Consider the following 19,758-nt stretch of genomic DNA (forward strand, 5'->3'; position numbering starts at 1 on the left):
GTTACCCCCGGCTCTTGAACTGCTGAACGGCGTTCAGGCTCGTGTTCAGGTTCGGCACCGCGACCGTCAGCGATGCGCCGTCAACCTGCTTGAGCAGATCCTCGACGGTCTGCGTGTCCTTCGATGCCTGGTCGAAATACTTCCCGAGCGACGCCTGCGCGGCGTGCAGGTCGGCCTTCATCGCGCCGTCGTTGCGCGCGAGCAGCGACAGGCGCGCGGTCAGCAGGCGCAGCTTCACGTTCTCGCGCACGAAGTAGCCCTGGTCGGGCGACGCGAGCATCGCGTCCGCGTTGTCGATCCGGCGCACCTGCACGAGCCCCTTCAGCTGCTGACCGAGGCCGGCCGAGAAGTCGTGCCACCACACCTTCCAGCGCGGCTCGCCGGCCACGGCCGACGATGCGGCCACGGCCGGCGCGGCCTTCGGCGCTTCGTGCGGGACGATCGCCTCGCCGGACAGCGGCAGCGCGTCGATCTTCGCGATCGCGTCGTCGAGCTTGATCGCGAGGCCCGTGAGGTCGGCCGCCGGTGCGGCCTTCAGCTTCTCGATGTCCAGGGCGAGCGCCTTGCGCACCGTGACGGCCTGCGCGCTCTGCGAGGTGGCGAGGCGTGCGTCGGCATTCTGCAGCGCGATCAGCGCGAGCTGCGTGTTGCCGGTCAGCTGAAGCTGCTGGCTCGCGCTCGACAGCATCTGGTCGACTTCCTCGAGCATCCACGCATCGCGGTTGCGCGACAGGTCCTGGTATTGCTGCTGCAGCGCCTGCTGCGCGCTCTGCGCGTCGGCGAGCTTGCCGTCGAGCTGCGCGAGCTGCGTGTCGACCTGGTGCGTACTCGCCAGCGCCTGCTCGGTCTTCATCCGCGTTTCGGCCGTCTGCGCGTCGAGCGCCTTCTGGCGCGCGACGAACGTGCCGTCGAGCCGGTCGATCTTGCGGTTCAGCGCGTAGCCGCCGACGCCCGCCGCGCAGCCGAGCACGACGACGACGAACCACAGCACCGCGCTGCCGCCGCGGCGCGCGGGTGGTTCGGACGCCAAATAGGCGGGACGGGACGGCGGTGCGGATGCAGCGGCCGGCTGGGAAGCGACGCTTTTGGAATCGTTGGTATCTGTCATGCGTTTAGTCACCGGTGCGGCTGTCGCCGGTTGGACGGCCTCGTCGGCCATCGTTCGAAACGCGCGGACGATGCGCTCATCGCCCGCGCCGGTCAGCGTAATCCTATCAAAACCCAATGCGCGCGCGGTCTGCTCGATTCGCGGATGCGGCGTGACGAGCGGCACATGCTTCAGCGCGGCGATCTCGGCATCGTTCAGATGCGTCCGCGCGAGTTCGTGCAGGTTGCGCACGCCTTCCGAGCTCGTGACGAGCCACGCATGCGGTTCGCCGTCGAGCAGCGCATGCACGCGCTCCCATGCGCCGACGCGCGGCTCGGGCACGACGCGCCGGTACGCGGCGACGAGCGTGACGTCCGCGCCGGCTTCGCGCAGCCGGTCGGCGAGCCATTCGCGCCCGCCGTCGCCGCGTACGATCAGCACGCGCTTGCCCGCCAGCGCGGGCGCGCCGCCGAATTCGGCCTCGATGCACGCGAACAGGCTTTCCGAATCGTAATGGGGTACGCCGCCGTCGGCCGGCGCCTGCGGCGCGATCACGCGATGCGCGGGCGCCGCGATGCCGTGACGCTCGAGCGCCGCGACGCTGCCGGGCCCGACCACGCCGACCGGCAGCGCGTTCGGCCAGATCGCGCCGTACTGCGCGAGCGCGCGGTCGATCGCGTTCGGCGACACGAAAATCACCAGCGCGTAATCGGCGAGCGCCGCGAACGCGGCGTCGAGCGGCGCCGGATCGTCGACGGGCGCAATATCGATCAACGGGAATTCGAGCACGTCGCAACCGGCCTCGGCCAGTTGCGACGCGAGCGCGCCGGACTGGCCGTCCGGGCGCGTCAGGACAGCGGTGAACGCGCGCGCGCCGCCCGCCATCAGGCGTCGCCCTTGCCGGCGGCCTGCGAGCCCGCGAGCAGCGCCTGGACGATCTCGAGCGCGCCTTGCGCCTCGAGTTCGTCGGACACGGCGCGGCCGAGCGCGAGCGCATCGGCGACGCTCATGACGGCCCCGCACTCCTCGGCGGTCAGCACGCGCTTGCCGTCGGTCGTCGACACGCGGCCCGTCAGGTACAGCTCGCCCGCGCGCCACACCGCATGCGCGGCGAGCGGCACCTCGCAGCTGCCGCCGAGCGCGCGCGACACCATCCGCTCGGCCTCGACCGCGAGCGCGGTCTGCGGGTCGTGCAGCGGTGCGAGCCACGCGGCGACGTCGTCGCGGTGCGACGCGATCTCGATGCCGAGCGCGCCCTGGCCCGCGGCGGGCGGGCTCGCGTCGACGTCGAGCAGCGCGCGGATCCGCGCTTCGAGGCCGAGGCGCTTCAGGCCGGCGGCCGCCAGGATGATCGCCGCGTAATCGCCGCGATCGAGCTTCGCCAGGCGCGTGTCGAGGTTGCCGCGCAGCGGCAGCACGTCCAGGTGCGGGTAGCGCGAGCGCAGCATCGCCTCGCGGCGCAGGCTCGACGTGCCGACCACGGCGCCGGCCGGCAGCGCGTCGAGCGACGCGTAGTCGTTCGACACGAACGCATCGCGCGGGTCTTCGCGCTCCATGATCGCGGCAAGCGAGAAGCCTTCCGGCAGCGCCATCGGCACGTCCTTCAGCGAATGCACGGCGAGATCGGCGCGGCCGTCGGCCAGCGCGGCCTCCAGTTCCTTCACGAACAGGCCCTTGCCGCCGACCTTCGACAGCGTGCGATCGAGAATCTGGTCGCCGCGCGTCGTCATTCCGAGGATTTTCACGTCACAAGCTGGATATAATTTGCGCAGCGCATCACGCACATGTTCGGCTTGCCACATCGCCAGGCGGCTCTCGCGCGAAGCAATCGTCAACGTCGCGGGCGGCTGTGCCTGTTGCGGCCCGGCCGCAGGAGTCTCGGAATTCATTGCTGGAACATCGAAGGACGGGATTGAAGATCGAACAATGGTAGCACGCACGCCCCCGCCCGCCCGGGCCCGGAGCCTGCGTCCGGCCTGCCGCCGGGCGGGTCGCGGCGCCGATGTGCGGATGTGCCGCACGTAGCTGGTTGCTTGACCGCAGTTTCGCAGTTTCCGCAGTTCCTTTTGACTCGAGCTTTCCCAAGGAAACCCATCGTGAAGTCTTCCGGATCGGCGCGTACGGCGCGCCGCAATGCTGCCCTGTCCTCCTCCGACGCCTCGACGGACACCGTCGCCACCGCCGCGAACGGCCGTGCGAAAACGGCAACGAAACCGAAAGACCCGATACGTCAGACAAAACGCACGGCGAAAGCCGCCGGCCCGGCCGCCCGCACCGCGGCCCGCACGGCCGGTGCGACGAAGGCCGGCACCCGCACGCGCGACGACAAGGACGGCCCGCTGTTCGACGACATCCGCTTTCTCGGCCGCCTGCTCGGCGACGTCGTGCGCGAGCAGGAAGGCGACACCGTGTTCGACGTCGTCGAGACGATCCGCCAGACCGCCGTCAAGTTCCGCCGCGAGGACGACAGCGAAGCCGCGCAGACGCTCGAGAAGAAGCTGCGCAAGCTGACGCCGGAGCAGACGGTGAGCGTCGTGCGCGCGTTCAGCTATTTCTCGCACCTCGCGAACATCGCGGAAGATCGCCACCACAACCGCCGCCGCCGCATCCACGCGCTGGCCGGCTCCGCGTCGCAGCCCGGCACCGTCGCGTACGCACTCGAGCAGCTGAAAACGACCGGCAACGCGTCGAAGCGACTGCTGCAGCGCTTCTTCGACGATGCGCTGATCGTGCCGGTGCTGACCGCGCACCCGACCGAAGTGCAGCGCAAGAGCATCCTCGACGCGCAGCACGACATCGCGCGCCTGCTCGCCGAGCGCGACCAGGAGCTGACCAGCCGCGAGCGCCAGTACAACGAATCGATGCTGCGCGCACGCGTCACCACGCTGTGGCAGACCCGCATGCTGCGCGACGCGCGCCTGACGGTCGGCGACGAAATCGAGAACGCGCTGTCGTACTACCGCGCGACGTTCCTCGACGAACTGCCGGCGCTGTACGGCGACATCGAGGCCGCGCTCGCCGAGCACGGCCTGTCCGCGCGCGTACCCGCGTTCTTCCAGATGGGCAGCTGGATCGGCGGCGACCGCGACGGCAACCCGAACGTGACCGCGTCGACGCTCGACGAAGCGATCAACCGCCAGGCCGCGGTGATCCTCGAGCACTATCTGGAACAGGTGCACAAGCTCGGCGCCGAACTGTCCGTGTCGAACCTGCTCGTCGGCGCGAACGACGCCGTGAAGGCGCTTGCGGCCGCGTCGCCCGACCAGTCGCCGCACCGCGTCGACGAGCCGTATCGTCGCGCGCTGATCGGCATCTACACGCGGCTCGCCGCGAGCGCGCGCGTGCGTCTCGGCGAGGGCACGGTGCCCGTGCGCAGCGCGGGCCGCGGCGCGCCGCCCGTGCGCGCGATCCCGTATGCGGATTCCGAAGCGTTCGTCGCCGACCTGAAGGTGCTGACCGCATCGCTCGACGAACACCACGGCACGTCGCTCGCCGCACCGCGCCTCGCGCCGCTCGTGCGCGCGGCCGAAGTGTTCGGCTTCCATCTCGCGAGCATCGACCTGCGCCAGAGCTCCGACATCCACGAAGCCGTGGTCGCCGAGCTGTTCGCGCGCGCGGGCGTCGAGGCCGACTACGCGGCGCTCGCCGAGGAAGACAAGCTGCGCGTGCTGCTCGCCGCGCTCGCCGATCCGCGTCCGCTGCGCTCGCCGTACCTCGAATACTCCGCGCTCGCCCAGAGCGAACTCGGCGTGTTCGAGAAGGCGCGCGACGTGCGCGCCCAATTCGGCCCGCGCGCGGTGCGCAACTACATCATTTCGCATACGGAAACCGTCAGCGACCTCGTCGAGGTGCTGCTGCTCCAGAAGGAAACGGGCCTGCTCGAAGGCGCGCTCGGCGTGCCCGGCAGCAACGCCCGCAACAGCCTGATGGTGATCCCGCTGTTCGAGACGATTCCCGACCTGCGCGACGCCGCGCGCATCATGCGCGAATACTTCGCGCTGCCGGGCATCGACGCGCTGATCGCGCACCAGGGCGCCGAGCAGGAAGTGATGCTCGGCTATTCGGACAGCAACAAGGACGGCGGCTTCCTCACGTCGAACTGGGAGCTGTATCGCGCGGAACTCGCGCTCGTCGACCTGTTCCGCGACCGCAAGATCACGCTGCGGCTGTTCCACGGCCGCGGCGGCACGGTCGGCCGCGGCGGCGGCCCGACCTACCAGGCGATCCTGTCGCAGCCGCCGGGCACCGTGAACGGCCAGATCCGCCTGACCGAACAGGGCGAGGTGATCGCGAGCAAGTTCGCGAACCCGGAGATCGGCCGCCGGAACCTCGAGACGGTCGTCGCCGCGACGCTCGAGGCAACGCTCCTGCCGCAGAACAACGCCCCCGCGCAGCTGCCGGCGTTCGAGGCCGCGATGCAGACGCTGTCCGATTCGGCGATGGCCGCGTACCGCGCGCTCGTCTACGAAACCCCGGGCTTCACCGACTATTTCTTCTCGTCGACGCCAATCACCGAGATCGCCGAGCTGAACATCGGCAGCCGCCCGGCCTCGCGCAAGCTGCAGGATCCGAAGCAGCGCAAGATCGAGGACCTGCGAGCGATTCCGTGGGGCTTCTCGTGGGGCCAGTGCCGGCTGCTGCTGACGGGCTGGTACGGCTTCGGCAGCGCGGTGAGTGCATATCTCGACGGCGCGCAGGATGAAGCCGAGCGCACGAAGCGCGTCGCGCTGCTGAAGAAGATGAACAAGACCTGGCCGTTCTTCTCGAACCTGATGTCGAACATGGACATGGTGCTGGCGAAGACCGACCTCGCGGTCGCGTCGCGCTACGCGCAGCTCGTCTCCGACCGCAAGCTGCGCAAGCACGTGTTCGAGCGGATCGTCGGGGAATGGGAGCGCACAGCGCAGGCGCTGGCGGAAATCACCGGGCACGAAGGCCGCCTCGCGACCAACCCGCTGCTCGCGCGCTCGATCAAGAACCGTTTCCCGTATCTCGATCCGCTGAACCACCTGCAAGTCGAGCTGATCAAGCGCCACCGCGCGGGCGACACGAACGCGCGGCTGCGCCGCGGGATTCACCTGACGATCAACGGGATCGCGGCCGGCCTGCGCAACACGGGCTGATCCGCATGCGGCGCGGCATGATGCCGCGCCGGCCGGCGACGTGAAAGCCGCGATACCCACCGTATGCACGGTGGCGTATCGCGGCTTTTTTCATGCTTGCGGGCGTCGGCGAAACCGTGCCGGCGCACCGCACGCTCAGTGCGCGTCGATCAGCAGCGCGTCGTGCTCGAACGATCCGTCGGGCTGCACCGCGTAATAGCCGCGCACCTCGTCGGGCGCATGCGTCCACAGCGCGCGAATGCCGGTCACGCTGTCGGCCGGCGTGCGGATGCGCGCGACCCACGTATCGAAATCGATCGGCAGCCGCCAGCGGCTGTGCACGTGCGCGTCGAATCCGGCATCGCGGAACATCGCGAGCCATTCGTCCGCGCGGTAGTCGCGCACATGCGACGCGTCGCGCAGCACTTCCGCGGCCTGCAGGTACGTATCGAGGAGCGGATGGTCGTTGCCGGCGATGTCGATCATCAGCACGCGGCCGCCCGGCTTCAGCACGCGGCGCACTTCGGCGAGCGCCGCGCGCATGTCGTGCCAGTGGTGTGCGCTCATCCGGCTCACGACCCAGTCGAACGTCGCCGTCTCGAACGGCAGTTTCTCGGCCGGGCCCTGCTGCGTACGGATGTTCGCGAGCCCGCGCTCGCGCGCCGCGGCGTCGACCGTCGCGAGCATCTGCGCGGCGAGATCGTAGGCGACCACGTCGCGCACGTGCGGCGCGACCGCGAAGCTCGCGTGGCCGGCGCCGCAGCCGAGATCGAGCACCGCGGCATCGGGCGTCGCACGCACCGCGTCGGCGAGCGTCTGCAGGTCGGCGCCCGTCGCGTGGACCGTGCTCGTCAGGTAGGCGGCGGCCGTCGTGCCGAATGCGTCGGCGACCTGGTCGTGGTGTTTCATCGTTCTCTCCTTTCTTTTGCGCAATCGGCCGGCGTGGATGCGTCAGTGCGCATTCCGGCCCCATGCAACACGTTTTGTGGGACGCCCGCTCCCCTGGCAGCGCGCGAGCCGCTACAATAGGCCCGCGCTTGTACCAGTACAAGTTAAGCAGTTATTCTGGTATTCGATACACCCGTCTGTTCGTTGCCGCATCCCCGCTTCCACTTCGCCGTTTCCGCATGAACCAGCCGTCCTCCATCCCCGTCCCGCCGCTCGATGCCACGCCCGCCCGTGCGCTCGGCGAATTCATCCGCGCCCACCGCGAGCGGCTGTCGCCGCAGGCCGTCGGCCTGCCGCCCGGCCCGCGCCGCCGCACGCCGGGGCTGCGGCGCGAGGAAGTCGCGCAGCTCTGCGGCGTCAGCCCCACCTGGTACACGTGGATCGAACAGGGCCGCCCCGTGTCCGCGTCGGCCGACGCACTCGCGCGGATCGCCGTCGCGCTGCAACTGTCGAAGGCCGAGCGCGCGTACCTGTTCGAGCTGGCCGCGCAGCGCGACCCGGCCGAGCCCGACGTCGCGGGCGGCGACCTGCCGCCGACGCTCGCCGCGACCGTCGCGGCCATCGCGACGCCCGCCTACGTGCTCGACCGGCAATGGAACGCACTCGCGTGGAACGCGCCGGCCGCCGCGCTCTTTTCCGGCTGGCTCGACGGCGAGCACGACCGCAACCTGCTGCGCTTCACGTTCATGTCGCCGGTCGCGCGCACGCTGATCGTCGACTGGGAAACCCGCGCGCGGCGCCTCGCGGCCGAATTCCGCGCCGATTCGATCCGGCACCTGACCGACGCGCCCACGCGTGCGCTGATCGACGCACTGACCGCCGGCAGCGACGCCTTCGCGCAGTACTGGGCATCGCAGGACGTGTTCGAACGCGAAGGCGGCCTGCGCGAATTCGACCATCCGGCCGACGGCCGCCTCGTGTACCAGCAGATCACGCTGAAGCCCGCGCACCGCGAAGACCTGAAGCTGGTCGTGCTCGTGCGCGACTGAACGGGCCGGCCCGCGCGAACCACGGCCGGCGGGCCGCCGCGAATGGCTGCGCGCCGCGGCGGGCAGGCCCGCGAATGTTAGAATCGCGGGATTCCCTCGGCGGCGCACGCCGCCCAACATCCCCTTCGAAGAATCGCCATGACGTCCCAACTGCACAAAAAGGGCGAGGCCTGGTCGGCCCGCTTCTCGGAACCGATGTCGGAGCTGGTCAAGCGCTACACGTCGTCGGTGTTTTTCGACAAGCGCCTCGCGCTCGTCGACATCGCCGGCTCGCTCGCGCACGCGAACATGCTCGCCGCGCAGAAGATCATCAGCGCCGACGACCTGGCCGCGATCGAACGCGGAATGGCGCAGATCAAGGGTGAAATCGAGCGCGGCGAATTCGAATGGCAGCTCGACCTGGAAGACGTCCACCTGAACATCGAGGCGCGCCTGACCGCGCTGATCGGCGATGCCGGCAAGCGCCTGCACACGGGCCGCTCGCGCAACGACCAGGTCGCCACCGACATCCGCCTGTGGCTGCGCGGCGAGATCGACCGCATCGGCGGCCTGCTGAACGACCTGCGCGGCGCGCTGCTCGACCTCGCGGAACAGAACGCCGACACGATCATGCCGGGCTTCACGCACCTGCAGGTCGCACAGCCCGTCACGTTCGGCCACCACCTGCTCGCGTACGTCGAGATGTTCTCGCGCGACGCGGAGCGCATGCGCGACTGCCGCACCCGCGTGAACCGCCTGCCGCTCGGCGCGGCCGCGCTCGCCGGCACGAGCTACCCGATCGACCGTCACGCCGTGGCGAAGACGCTCGGCTTCGACGGCATCTGCGCGAACTCGCTCGACGCGGTGTCGGATCGCGACTTCGCGATCGAATTCACGGCGGCTTCCGCGCTCGTGATGACGCACGTGTCGCGCTTCTCCGAAGAACTCGTGCTGTGGATGAGCCCGCGCGTCGGCTTCATCGACATCGCCGACCGCTTCTGCACCGGCAGCTCGATCATGCCGCAGAAGAAGAACCCGGACGTGCCCGAGCTCGCGCGCGGCAAGACGGGCCGCGTGAACGGCCACCTGATGGCGCTGCTGACGCTGATGAAAGGCCAGCCGCTCGCGTACAACAAGGACAACCAGGAAGACAAGGAACCGCTGTTCGACACGGTCGACACCGTCGCCGACACGCTGCGGATCTTCGCCGAGATGGTGGCCGGCATCACCGTGAAGCCGGACGCGATGCGCGCGGCCGCCCTGCAGGGCTTCTCGACCGCCACCGACCTCGCCGACTACCTGGTGAAGCGCGGCCTGCCGTTCCGCGATGCGCACGAAGCCGTCGCGCACGCCGTGAAGATCTGCGACGACCGTGGCATCGACCTGGCCGACCTGACGCTCGACGAGATGAAGCAGGAACTGCCGAACGTCGCGCACCTGATCGGCGAAGACGTGTTCGGCTACCTGACGCTCGAAGGTTCGGTCGCCAGCCGCAATCACCCGGGCGGCACCGCGCCCGACCAGGTGCGTGCGGCGGTCAAGGCAGCCCGCGCCGCGCTCGGCCGGTAAGCCCGCTGTTCCGGACGGACGCCATCGGCGTCCGTTTTTCATTCGGGCGGCCGTCGCGCCGCCCATCGCCTTCCCCGCTTCCCGAATGCCGCCGATGACCTTTTCCGCCGCGCTCTTCGACATGGACGGCCTGCTCGTCGATTCCGAGCGGACCATCATGAACACGTGGATCGACGTGTCGAATGCGCACGGCGTCACGCTGACCACCGCCGACTACCTGCAGATCGTCGGCCGCTCGTTCGCCGAAGGCCAGGTGATCCTGGCACGGCTGATCGGCAACCCCGATACGTTCGACGCGGTGCGCACCCGCGTGCGCGAGCAGCTCGCGGCGCCCGAACCGCATCCGAAGTTTCCGCTGAAGCCCGGCGCGTTCGCGCTGCTCGACACGCTCGCGCAAGCCGGCATTCCGTGCGCGGTCGCATCGTCGTCCGCGAGCGAGGTGATCCGCGCGCGGCTCGACGCGGTCGGCGTGCTGCCGTTCTTCCGCGCAATCGCGGGCGGCGACGAAGTCGCGCGCGGCAAGCCCGACCCGGCCGTCTACCGGCTCGCGGCCGAACGCCTCGGCGTGCCGGCACACGCATGCGTCGCGTTCGAGGACAGCGATTTCGGTGCGCAGTCGGCCGCCGGCGCGGGCGCATCGGTCGTCACCGTGCCCGACCTGAAGGCGCCGACGCCCGAGATCGTCGCGCTGAGCCTGCACGTGCTCGCCTCGCTCGACGATGCGCTCGCGCTCGTGCCGTCGTGGTTCGGCGGGCACGATACGCGACGGCCCGCTTAGATCGCGTGCCACCCAATGCAAAACGGGCACCCGAAGGTGCCCGTTTTGCCCTATCGCCGAACAACCGGCATCGCGGTTGCGCTTACTTGTTGCCCGCCGTCTCCGACAGCCGTTTCATCGTCGCGATGCGCGCGCCGATCAGGTCGACGCGGCCGTCCTCGCCGACGAGCGGCGCCGTCGCATCGCGGAACCCGACCCACGCGCGCTGCGCGCGTACGAGCGTCGCGGCCGAATGCGCAGGCATCTTGCGGCGCAGCTTCTGGTAATAGCGGTTCAGGTCGAACAGCGCGTGCTCGCACGCGGCGTCCTGTTCGCACGGGCGCACGCGGCGCACGGCCGGATCGCGCGGCGCGTTCGCCGGCTTGCCGTTCGGCCGGGCCCCACCCTGGGCCGCGCTCGTGCCGCCCTGCGCGCCGCTCGTGGCCGCCACCGGCACGGCGGCGGGCGGCGGTGCATAGCGATCGGCCGCGCCGCGCAGCGCCAGCGCGCGATCGCGCACGGGCTGCAGCTGCAGGTCGGCACTCGACATCGCGTACGACGTGCCGCGCGTGGTGTCGTACACGGCCTTCAGCAGATGCACTTCATCCTTGCGCCACGTGAGCCAGCGGCGCTGGCTGTCCTGCCAGCCGCGCTTCGCGTCGGCCGGCGCATCCTTCAACAGGCGCTGGTACGCGCCGTCCATCACGGCCTGCCACTGCTGCTGCGCTTCGCCCATGCACTGGATCTGGCCGGCCGGCGAAGACCGGTCGCGCCGCGCGAGGCATTGCCGCATCGCGACGTCGATCGGGTCGGCCGCCGCGACTTCCGCGTGCGCGACACCCATGCCCGCCAGCCCAGACACGCCTGCCGCCCAGACGACGAGCGCGGCCACCGCCGCACGCATCGCCTGGATTCGTCCGTGCGTCGCCATCAGTCGCGCACGCAGTCGACGAAGTACTCGACGCGGCCGTTCACCTCTTCCGCGACGAGGCCGTGGATGTCGGTGTGGAAGCCCGGGAAGCGCTCGTTGAAGTCGCGCGCGAACCGCAGGTAGTTCACGATCGTCTTGTTGAAACGCTCGCCCGGAATCAGCAGCGGAATGCCCGGCGGGTACGGCGTGAGCAGGATGCTCGTCACGCGGCCTTCGAGCTCGTCGAGCGGCACGCGGTCGATCTTGCGGTGCGCGAGCTTCGCGAACGCGTCCGACGGCTTCATCGCCGGTTCCATGTCCGACAGGTACATCTCGGTCGTCAGGCGGGCGATGTCGTTCGCGCGGTACACGTCGTGGATCTGCGTGCACAGGTCGCGCAGGCCGACACGCTCGTAGCGCGGATGTTGCGCGACGAATTCCGGCAGCACGCGCCACAGCGGCTGGTTGTTGTCGTAGTCGTCCTTGAACTGCTGCAGCTCGGTCACCATCGAGTTCCAGCGGCCCTTCGTGATGCCGATCGTGAACATGATGAAGAACGAGTACAGGCCGGTCTTCTCGACGATGATCCCGTGCTCGGCCAGGTACTTCGTGACGATCGCGGCGGGAATGCCGGTCTCGCCGAACTCGCCGTCGACGTCGAGCCCCGGCGTGATGATCGTCGCCTTGATCGGGTCGAGCATGTTGAAGCCTTCCGCCAGCGGGCCGAAGCCGTGCCAGTGGTCGTTCGGCTTCAGCATCCAGTCGTCGCGCGACCCGATGCCTTCTGCCGACAGCTCGTCCGGGCCCCACACGCTGAAGAACCAGTCGTCGCCGTATTCGGCGTCGACCTTGCGCATCGCGCGGCGGAAATCGATCGCCTCGGCGATCGATTCCTCGACGAGCGCGGTGCCGCCCGGCGGCTCCATCATCGCGGCCGCGACGTCGCACGACGCGATGATCGCGTACTGCGGGCTCGTCGACGTGTGCATCAGGTACGCCTCGTTGAAGCGGTGCTTGTCGAACGTGCGGTTCTCCGAATCCTGCACGACGATCTGCGATGCCTGCGAGATGCCCGCGAGCAGCTTGTGCGTCGAGTGCGTCGCGAACACGAGCGCGCCCGTGCGCGGACGGCCGTCGCCGATCGCGTGCATGTCGCGGTAGAAATCGTGGAACGTCGCGTGCGGCAGCCACGCTTCGTCGAAGTGCAGCGTGTCGAGCAGGTCGCCGAGCAGGTCCTTGATCATCTCGACGTTGTAGACGACGCCGTCGTACGTGCTCTGCGTGATCGTCAGGATGCGCGGCTTCATGTCCGGGTTCTGGCGCATCGCCTCGCGCGCGAACGGGTTCGCCTCGATCTTCTTGCGGATGTTCTCCGGCTTGAACTCGTCGCGCGGGATCGGCCCGATGATGCCGAAGTGGTTGCGCGTCGGCGTCAGGAACACCGGAATCGCGCCCGTCATCGTGATCGCGTGCAGGATCGACTTGTGGCAGTTGCGGTCGACCAGCACGATGTCGCCGGGCGCGACCGTCGCGTGCCAGACGATCTTGTTCGACGTCGACGTGCCGTTCGTCACGAAGAACAGGTGGTCCGCGCTGAAGATGCGCGCCGCATTGCGCTCGGACGCGGCGACCGGGCCCGTGTGGTCGAGCAGCTGGCCGAGTTCGTCCACCGCGTTGCAGACGTCGGCGCGCAGCATGTTCTCGCCGAAGAACTGATGGAACATCTGGCCGAGCGGGTTCTTCAGGAACGCGACGCCGCCCGAGTGGCCCGGGCAGTGCCACGAGTACGAGCCTTCGTCCGCGTACTTCACCAGTTCCTTGAAGAATGGCGGCGCGAGCGAGTCGAGATAGACCTTCGCCTCGCGGATGATGTGGCGCGCGACGAACTCCGGCGTGTCCTCGAACATGTGGATGAAGCCGTGCAGTTCGCGCAGGATGTCGTTCGGCAGGTGGCGCGACGTGCGCGTCTCGCCGTACAGGAAGATCGGGATGTCCGCGTTGCGGCGGCGCACTTCGGTGACGAACGCGCGCAGCTCGATGATCGCGGTCGCGAGTTCGGGCAGTTCGCCGTCCGGGCCGGTTTCGCCGAGCATGAGTTCGTCGTCGTCGATCGACAGGATGAAGCACGACGCGCGGCTCGACTGCTGCGCGAACGACGTCAGATCGCCGTAGCTCGTGAGGCCGAGGACTTCGACGCCCTCCTTCTCGATCGCTTCGGCCAACGCCCGGATGCCGGAGCCCGAGATGTTCTCGGAGCGGAAATCTTCGTCGATGATGACGACGGGGAAACGAAACTTCATGGGCGATTCTCCAAAAAGAACGACCGCGGCGCGTCACGCGCAGCGGTCACCCGGAAACTGGTGAGACGTTATGCAACCAGATCAGGTTTTCGGCAGCGTGACACCGCGCTGCCCCTGATACTTGCCGCCGCGATCCGCGTACGACACGTCGCACACTTCGTCGCTTTCGAAGAAGAGCACCTGCGCGACGCCTTCGTTCGCGTAGATCTTCGCGGGCAACGGCGTGGTGTTCGAGAATTCCAGCGTGACGTAGCCTTCCCACTCGGGTTCGAACGGCGTCACGTTGACGATGATCCCGCAGCGCGCATAGGTCGACTTGCCGAGGCAGACGGTGAGCACGGTGCGCGGGATGCGGAAATATTCGACGGTGCGGGCCAGCGCGAACGAGTTCGGCGGGATGATGCACACGTCGCCCTTGAAATCGACAAATGAACCCTCGTCGAAGTTCTTCGGATCGACGATCGTCGAGTTGATGTTCGTGAAGATCTTGAATTCGTCCGCGCAGCGGATGTCGTAGCCGTAGCTCGACGTGCCGTAGCTGACGATCCGGCGGCCGTCCTCGGACGCGCGGACCTGATCGGGCACGAACGGCTCGATCATCTTGTGCTCTTCGGCCATGCGCCGAATCCATTTGTCGGACTTGATACTCATATCGGGGCGCCTGGAAACGCTGCGTGACGGTCAGGGAGGGCCGCTCGCGCGAGACGGCGGCCGGGAAAGGCGGACATTTTACGCGATCATCGGCGCACGCACGCGGCGGCCGTCAACGGATCACGCCGCAGGCGAGCGCGGGTCCCGCGCCATGCTGCGGAAACGCGGGATCGCTCGAGTCGCGGTGCACCAGCGCCGCGCGGTTCATCGCCGAGCGCACGCCATCGAGGGCCAGATCGGGCGCGACGATGAAGCCGGCCGCGACGCCGTTCGCGTCCGCATGGATGTTGCCGAGATCACCGGCGACGCGGGCGCCCGCGCGCAACCGGTCGGCGGCCGGCGCGAACACCTGGCCGGCGCTCGAGCCGTCGCCCGCGTTGCAGTCGCCGCGTTCGTGCACCTGTAGCGCGTGATCGCTGTTGGGCGGAAGGCCGGCCAGGTTGTACGTGACCTGAACGCCGTCCGGACGCTCGACGAACGTCACCGCGCCGCGCGCCTGCGAGCCGACCGTCGGCTGCAGTTGTGCGTCGGCCCGTTTTTCGTGCGACGAGGAAAAGGAGGTGCAGCCGGCCAGCAGGCCCAGCGCGGCGGCGGCCAGCAGCGCGTACCGCACGCGGCCGGCGCGCACGCCGTGATGTCGTTGTTTCATTCGATCCTCATGCCGGCTGGCGGCCGTTTGACACGACGGCCGCGCCGGGCGGGTAAAGGGACCCGGGAAAAGTCGCCATGATACCGCGCCTCGCGGCGCCGTAAACAGCGTGAGGCCCCGCCCCGCAAGGGTTTTACGTATTTTGAACAACGATCGACGGAAACTTCGACGTCATGTCGCGCGATCGCTCGGCAATCGCCAGTGCGACACCGCGCGCGATGTCGCGGTAACGACGGGCCAGCGCGCCTTCGGGATCGGCCGCGACCGTCGGCGTGCCGCTGTCGGCCCGCTCGCGGATCGCGATGTCGAGCGGCAGGCTGCCGAGCACGTTCACGTCGTAATCCTTCGCCATCCGCTCGGCCCCGCCGGCGCCGAAGATGTGTTCTTCGTGGCCGCAGTTCGAACAGATGTGGATGCTCATGTTCTCGACGATGCCGAGGATCGGAATCCCGACCTTCTCGAACATCTTCAGGCCCTTCTTCGCGTCGAGCAGCGCGATGTCCTGCGGCGTCGTGACGATCACCGCGCCCGTGACCGGCACGCGCTGCGCGAGCGTGAGCTGGATGTCGCCCGTGCCGGGCGGCATGTCGACGATCAGGTAGTCAAGCTCGCGCCAGTTGGTCTGGCGCAGCAGCTGCTCGAGCGCGGAGGTCGCCATCGGGCCGCGCCATACCATCGGGTTGTCTTCCTCGATCAGGAAGCCGATCGAGTTCGCCTGCAGCCCGTGGCCGACGAGCGGGTTCATCGACTGGTTGTCGGGCGACTCGGGCCGCTGGCCGTGGATGCCGAGCATCGTCGGCAGCGACGGGCCGTAGATGTCGGCGTCGAGGATGCCGACCGACGCGCCTTCGGCGGCGAGCGCGAGTGCGAGGTTGACGGCCGTCGTGCTCTTGCCGACACCGCCCTTGCCCGACGCGACCGCCACGATGTTCTTCACGTTCGGCAGCAGTTTCACGCCACGCTGCACCGTGTGCGCGACGATCTCCTGCGACACGGCGACGCGCGCATCGCGTACGCCGGGCACGGCCTGGAGCGCCGCGGTGACGCGTGCACGCACGTCGTCGTGCTGGCTGCGCGCGGGATAACCGAGCACCACGTCGAGCGCCACGACGTCGCCGTCGATCGCGACGTTGCGCACGCCCTTGTTCGCCGCATACGGACGGCCGGTATTGGGGTCGACGACAGCCGCCAAAGCGGCGTCGACTTGTGCCCGGTCAATGCTCATCGAAACTCCGTGAAAACGTTTTTCTCGCGCGCAAACGTCAAAAAATATCAAATTACGCTGCGAAAATCGGGAAAAGTGAAAGAATCTGTTGCACGCCATTGCGCGAACGCGCGACCCGGCGCACTCTTCGCCTGCGGCATGCTATGGGGCCAAATCGGCCACCAACCGCCTATATTGTAGAGGCTGACGCGTCGCACTGCCCGAACAGCCACGCTGACGGACAGGGCATGCGGCCACCTCGGCGGCTGCCGCTGGCGCAGGCCTGCCCTCCTTTTTCGGGCGGCCCGCGCGTGGAGCCGTAACTGTTGTTGTCGTCGTTGTCGACTCGTTCAACCAAGAGAGGAATCCAAGATGAACATGAAAATCGCGACCCGTCTGTCCGTCTTCGCATTGGCCGGCGCACTGCTGGCAGGCTGCGCCACGCAGCAAGGCAACAATACGGCCGTCGGTACCGGCACGGGTGCGGCGCTGGGCGCAGGCATCGGCGCGCTGGCGGGCGGCGGCAAGGGCGCGGCGATCGGCGCGGGCGTCGGCGCACTGGTCGGCGGCGTGACGGGTTACAACTGGCAGGCGATCAAGAACAAGCTCGCGCCGTCGGCAGCCAAGACGGGTACGCAGGTAACCGAGCAGCCGGACGGCTCGCTGAAGCTGAACGTGCCGAGCTCGGTGACGTTCGCGACGAACCAGTACGCGATCACGCCGGCCTTCACGCCGCTGCTGAACGACCTGGCGACGACGCTGAACCAGAACCCGCAAGTGACGGCATCGATCGTCGGCTACACGGACAGCACGGGTTCGCAGCAGCTGAACCAGACGCTGTCGCAGAACCGTGCGCAGAGCGTCGTCAACGCGCTCGTGCAGCGCGGCGTTGCCGGCGGCCGCCTGTCGGCACAGGGCATGGGCCCGTCGAACCCGATCGCGGACAACGCGACGGAAGCCGGCCGCGCACAGAACCGCCGCGTCGAAATCTACCTGCGCGCAGCACAGGCGCAGTAAGCGCACGACGAGGGGAAGGCGCGGGCCCGCCGCCCGCGCAGCCCCGCCGGACAAGACTTCCGGCGGGGCCGGTAACAAATCGAAAAAATTTTCGAACTTCTGTCGCAGGCCGTGGTCAGTATTTACGGTACGCGGCTGGTGTTGCCGGCGCGTCACCATTCTCCTCTTGTCGTTGTTGCTCCGGGGCCGTATCCGCCCCGGTTTTTTTTGCCCGCAGAATTCGTGCTGCGTTGCAGCATGTCACCGCCGGGCACGCCGCTTGCGCGGCCCCGCCCGTTCCGGCGCCCGGTCAGCGGCGCCCTGCCCGCGTCGCCGGCGCGCGCCCCTGCTAGAATCGCAGTTTCTCGTCGTTTTCCGCCGTTCCTCTACAGACCCTATGTCCGCATCCGACCTCACTTCCGTGCAGGCTGCGGCGCCGCAAGGTGACCGCCAGATCCTCGTTACGTCCGCACTGCCCTATGCCAACGGGCAGATCCACATCGGCCACCTGGTCGAGTACATCCAGACCGACATCTGGGTGCGGACGCTGCGAATGCATGGCCATGAGGTCTACTACATCGGCGCCGACGACACGCACGGCACGCCGATCATGCTGCGCGCGGAGAAGGAAGGCCTGACCCCGAAGCAGCTGATCGACCGCGTGTGGACCGAGCACAAGCGCGACTTCGACAGCTTCGGCGTGTCGTTCGACAATTTCTACTCGACCGATTCGGACGAGAACCGCGTGCTGAGCGAGAAGATCTACGTCGCGCTGCAGGAAGCCGGTTTCATCGCCGAGCGCGAGATCGAGCAGGCGTACGATCCCGTCAAGGAAATGTTCCTGCCCGACCGCTTCATCAAGGGCGAGTGCCCGAAGTGCCACGCGAAGGACCAGTACGGCGACAACTGCGAAGTGTGCGGCTCGACCTACCTGCCGACCGAACTGCTGAACCCGTATTCGGTCGTGTCGGGCGCGACGCCGGTGCGCAAGACGTCGAAGCACTACTTCTTCCGCCTGTCCGATCCGCGCTGCGAAACGTTCCTGCGCGAATGGGTGAGCGGCCTCGCGCAGCCCGAAGCGACCAACAAGATGCGCGAATGGCTCGGCGACGCCGGCGAGGCCAAGCTCGCCGACTGGGACATCTCGCGTGACGCGCCGTACTTCGGTTTCGAGATCCCGGGCGCGCCCGGCAAGTATTTCTACGTGTGGCTCGACGCGCCGGTCGGCTACTACGCGAGCTTCAAGAACCTGTGCGACCGCAACGGCGTCGACTTCGACGCGTGGATCCGCCCGGGCTCGACCACCGAGCAGTATCACTTCATCGGCAAGGACATCCTGTACTTCCACACGCTGTTCTGGCCCGCGATGCTCGAGTTCTCGGGCCACCGCACGCCGACCAACGTGTTCGCGCACGGCTTCCTGACGGTCGACGGCGCGAAGATGTCGAAGTCGCGCGGCACGTTCATCACCGCGCAGAGCTACATCGACACGGGCCTGAACCCCGAATGGCTGCGCTACTACTTCGCCGCGAAGCTGAACGCGACGATGGAAGACATCGACCTGAACCTCGACGATTTCCAGGCGCGCGTGAACAGCGATCTCGTCGGCAAGTACGTGAACATCGCGAGCCGCGCGGCAGGCTTCCTGATCAAGCGCTTCGACGGCCGCGTGCAGGACAGCGCGATGAACCATCCGCTCGTCGTGAAGCTGCGCGATGCGATTCCCGGGATCGCCGCGCACTACGAAGCACGCGAGTACGGCCGCGCGCTGCGCCACACGATGGAGCTCGCGGACGAAGTGAACGCGTACGTCGACGGCGCGAAACCGTGGGATCTCGCGAAGGATCCGGCCAACGCGGTCGCGCTGCACGAAACCTGCAGCGTGAGCCTCGAGTCCTTCCGCCTGCTGTCGCTCGCGCTGAAGCCGGTGATGCCGCGCGTGGCCGAGGCCGTCGAGTCGTTCTTCGGGATCGCGCCGCTCGCATGGGCCGATGCCGCGAAGCCGCTGTCGTCGGAACAGCCGATCAAGGCGTACCAGCACCTGATGACGCGCGTCGACCCGAAGCAGATCGAGGCATTGCTCGCCGCGAACCGCGATTCGCTGCAGGCCGAGGCCACCGGCGCAGCCGCCGCGAGCGCGAACGCCGCCAAGGAGGCGAAGAACGCCAAGGCGAACGCGAAGCCGGCCGCCGTGAACGGCGCCGACGATGCCCCCATCTCGATCGACGATTTCGCGAAGATCGACCTGCGCATCGCGAAGATCGTCGCGTGCCAGGCCGTCGAGGGTTCGGACAAGCTGCTGCAGCTCACGCTCGACGTCGGCGAGGAAAAGACCCGCAACGTGTTCTCGGGCATCAAGTCGGCGTACCAGCCCGAGCAGCTCGTGGGCAAGCTGACCGTGATGGTCGCGAACCTCGCGCCGCGCAAGATGAAGTTCGGCCTGTCCGAAGGGATGGTGCTCGCCGCGTCGGCCACCGACGAGAAGGCAGAACCGGGCCTCTACATCCTCGAGCCGCACAGCGGCGCGAAGCCCGGCATGCGCGTGAAGTAAGCCGAACGCGCTGCCGCTGGCGCCAAACAAAGCCCCGCACGATTCGTTTCGTGCGGGGCTTTTTCA

At 68.3% G+C, this 19,758-nt stretch carries 14 protein-coding genes; 6 read left to right on the top strand and 8 right to left on the bottom strand.

The features are described 5' to 3' along the window. Position 1: 1 nt before the first annotated feature. Together hemDX and hemC are read right to left on the bottom strand one after the other, a co-directional pair. A complete protein-coding gene (gene hemDX / locus E9536_RS25330; RefSeq protein ID WP_136471068.1) occupies positions 2–1,972 on the bottom strand; it encodes a fused uroporphyrinogen-III synthase HemD/membrane protein HemX in 1,971 nt (656 codons plus the stop codon). After that, a complete protein-coding gene (gene hemC / locus E9536_RS25335; protein WP_027786743.1) occupies positions 1,972–2,976 on the bottom strand; it encodes a hydroxymethylbilane synthase in 1,005 nt (334 codons plus the stop codon). Before hemC ends, hemDX begins: the two co-directional genes overlap by 1 nt. 207 nt (positions 2,977–3,183) lie before the next feature. Here hemC and ppc point away from each other — a divergent pair, with 207 nt between their 5' ends. Then, a complete protein-coding gene (gene ppc, locus E9536_RS25345) occupies positions 3,184–6,210 on the top strand; it encodes a phosphoenolpyruvate carboxylase (RefSeq protein WP_136471070.1) in 3,027 nt (1,008 codons plus the stop codon). Between the two features lie 135 nt (positions 6,211–6,345). Here ppc and E9536_RS25350 read toward each other — a convergent pair whose 3' ends face one another. Next, positions 6,346–7,098 carry a class I SAM-dependent methyltransferase gene (locus E9536_RS25350; protein ID WP_060083242.1) on the bottom strand — a complete coding sequence of 251 codons (753 nt, stop codon included), beginning with the start codon at positions 7,096–7,098 and terminating at the stop codon, positions 6,346–6,348. Between the two features lie 218 nt (positions 7,099–7,316). Between E9536_RS25350 and E9536_RS25355 the strand changes: the two genes are divergently transcribed. From E9536_RS25355 to E9536_RS25365, 3 genes are all read left to right on the top strand, one after another. Beyond that, a complete protein-coding gene (locus tag E9536_RS25355; RefSeq protein ID WP_136471072.1) occupies positions 7,317–8,126 on the top strand; it encodes a helix-turn-helix transcriptional regulator in 810 nt (269 codons plus the stop codon). A gap of 138 nt (positions 8,127–8,264) precedes the next feature. Next, positions 8,265–9,674, top strand: a complete 1,410-nt coding sequence (gene argH / locus E9536_RS25360) for an argininosuccinate lyase (protein ID WP_027786739.1) — start codon at positions 8,265–8,267, stop codon at positions 9,672–9,674. A 94-nt stretch (positions 9,675–9,768) separates the two neighbouring features. After that, positions 9,769–10,452 (top strand): HAD family phosphatase, encoded by a 684-nt coding sequence (locus E9536_RS25365; RefSeq protein ID WP_124815311.1) that lies wholly within the window; start codon positions 9,769–9,771, stop codon positions 10,450–10,452. Positions 10,453–10,534: 82 nt separating this feature from the next. Here the strand turns inward: E9536_RS25365 and E9536_RS25370 are convergent, their stop codons facing one another. The 5 genes from E9536_RS25370 to apbC form a co-directional block, all read right to left on the bottom strand. Next, on the bottom strand, positions 10,535–11,362 hold the full coding sequence (locus E9536_RS25370; protein ID WP_059590462.1) for a lysozyme inhibitor LprI family protein: 828 nt from the start codon (positions 11,360–11,362) through the stop codon (positions 10,535–10,537). Continuing rightward, the gene (locus tag E9536_RS25375; protein ID WP_021163792.1) at positions 11,362–13,641 is read right to left on the bottom strand and encodes an arginine/lysine/ornithine decarboxylase; all 2,280 of its coding nucleotides are present in this window, start codon (positions 13,639–13,641) and stop codon (positions 11,362–11,364) included. Before E9536_RS25375 ends, E9536_RS25370 begins: the two co-directional genes overlap by 1 nt. An 81-nt stretch (positions 13,642–13,722) precedes the next feature. After that, the gene (dcd, locus tag E9536_RS25380; RefSeq protein WP_006398615.1) at positions 13,723–14,292 is read right to left on the bottom strand and encodes a dCTP deaminase; all 570 of its coding nucleotides are present in this window, start codon (positions 14,290–14,292) and stop codon (positions 13,723–13,725) included. Positions 14,293–14,404: 112 nt separating this feature from the next. After that, positions 14,405–14,941: a superoxide dismutase [Cu-Zn] gene (gene sodC / locus E9536_RS25385; RefSeq protein ID WP_027786736.1), complete on the bottom strand. Its 537-nt coding sequence runs from the start codon at positions 14,939–14,941 to the stop codon at positions 14,405–14,407. A 133-nt stretch (positions 14,942–15,074) separates the two neighbouring features. After that, a complete protein-coding gene (apbC, locus tag E9536_RS25390; protein WP_021163794.1) occupies positions 15,075–16,166 on the bottom strand; it encodes an iron-sulfur cluster carrier protein ApbC in 1,092 nt (363 codons plus the stop codon). 351 nt (positions 16,167–16,517) lie between these two features. Here apbC and E9536_RS25395 point away from each other — a divergent pair, with 351 nt between their 5' ends. Further along, entirely contained in the window at positions 16,518–17,162 is a 645-nt protein-coding gene (locus tag E9536_RS25395; protein ID WP_021163796.1) for an OmpA family protein, read from the top strand. Positions 17,163–17,538: 376 nt separating this feature from the next. Further along, positions 17,539–19,692: a methionine--tRNA ligase gene (gene metG / locus E9536_RS25405; RefSeq protein ID WP_059686614.1), complete on the top strand. Its 2,154-nt coding sequence runs from the start codon at positions 17,539–17,541 to the stop codon at positions 19,690–19,692. The last annotated feature ends 66 nt before the right edge of the window (positions 19,693–19,758 follow it).

Origin of the sequence: Burkholderia sp. LS-044 (assembly GCF_004803625.1) — a bacterium.
In the GTDB taxonomy this organism is placed as follows: domain Bacteria; phylum Pseudomonadota; class Gammaproteobacteria; order Burkholderiales; family Burkholderiaceae; genus Burkholderia; species Burkholderia cepacia.

Bases quoted from the DNA above. Each gene is read 5' to 3' on its own strand.
- hemDX (WP_136471068.1), bottom strand. From the start codon at position 1,972: ATGGCGGGCGGCGCGCGCGCGTTCACCGCTGTCCTGACGCGCCCGGAC.
- hemC (WP_027786743.1), bottom strand. From the start codon at position 2,976: ATGAATTCCGAGACTCCTGCGGCCGGGCCGCAACAGGCACAGCCGCCC.
- E9536_RS25350 (WP_060083242.1), bottom strand. From the start codon at position 7,098: ATGAAACACCACGACCAGGTCGCCGACGCATTCGGCACGACGGCCGCC.
- E9536_RS25355 (WP_136471072.1), top strand. From the start codon at position 7,317: ATGAACCAGCCGTCCTCCATCCCCGTCCCGCCGCTCGATGCCACGCCC.
- argH (WP_027786739.1), top strand. From the start codon at position 8,265: ATGACGTCCCAACTGCACAAAAAGGGCGAGGCCTGGTCGGCCCGCTTC.
- E9536_RS25365 (WP_124815311.1), top strand. From the start codon at position 9,769: ATGACCTTTTCCGCCGCGCTCTTCGACATGGACGGCCTGCTCGTCGAT.
- E9536_RS25370 (WP_059590462.1), bottom strand. From the start codon at position 11,362: ATGGCGACGCACGGACGAATCCAGGCGATGCGTGCGGCGGTGGCCGCG.
- E9536_RS25375 (WP_021163792.1), bottom strand. From the start codon at position 13,641: ATGAAGTTTCGTTTCCCCGTCGTCATCATCGACGAAGATTTCCGCTCC.
- dcd (WP_006398615.1), bottom strand. From the start codon at position 14,292: ATGAGTATCAAGTCCGACAAATGGATTCGGCGCATGGCCGAAGAGCAC.
- sodC (WP_027786736.1), bottom strand. From the start codon at position 14,941: ATGAAACAACGACATCACGGCGTGCGCGCCGGCCGCGTGCGGTACGCG.
- apbC (WP_021163794.1), bottom strand. From the start codon at position 16,166: ATGAGCATTGACCGGGCACAAGTCGACGCCGCTTTGGCGGCTGTCGTC.
- E9536_RS25395 (WP_021163796.1), top strand. From the start codon at position 16,518: ATGAACATGAAAATCGCGACCCGTCTGTCCGTCTTCGCATTGGCCGGC.
- metG (WP_059686614.1), top strand. From the start codon at position 17,539: ATGTCCGCATCCGACCTCACTTCCGTGCAGGCTGCGGCGCCGCAAGGT.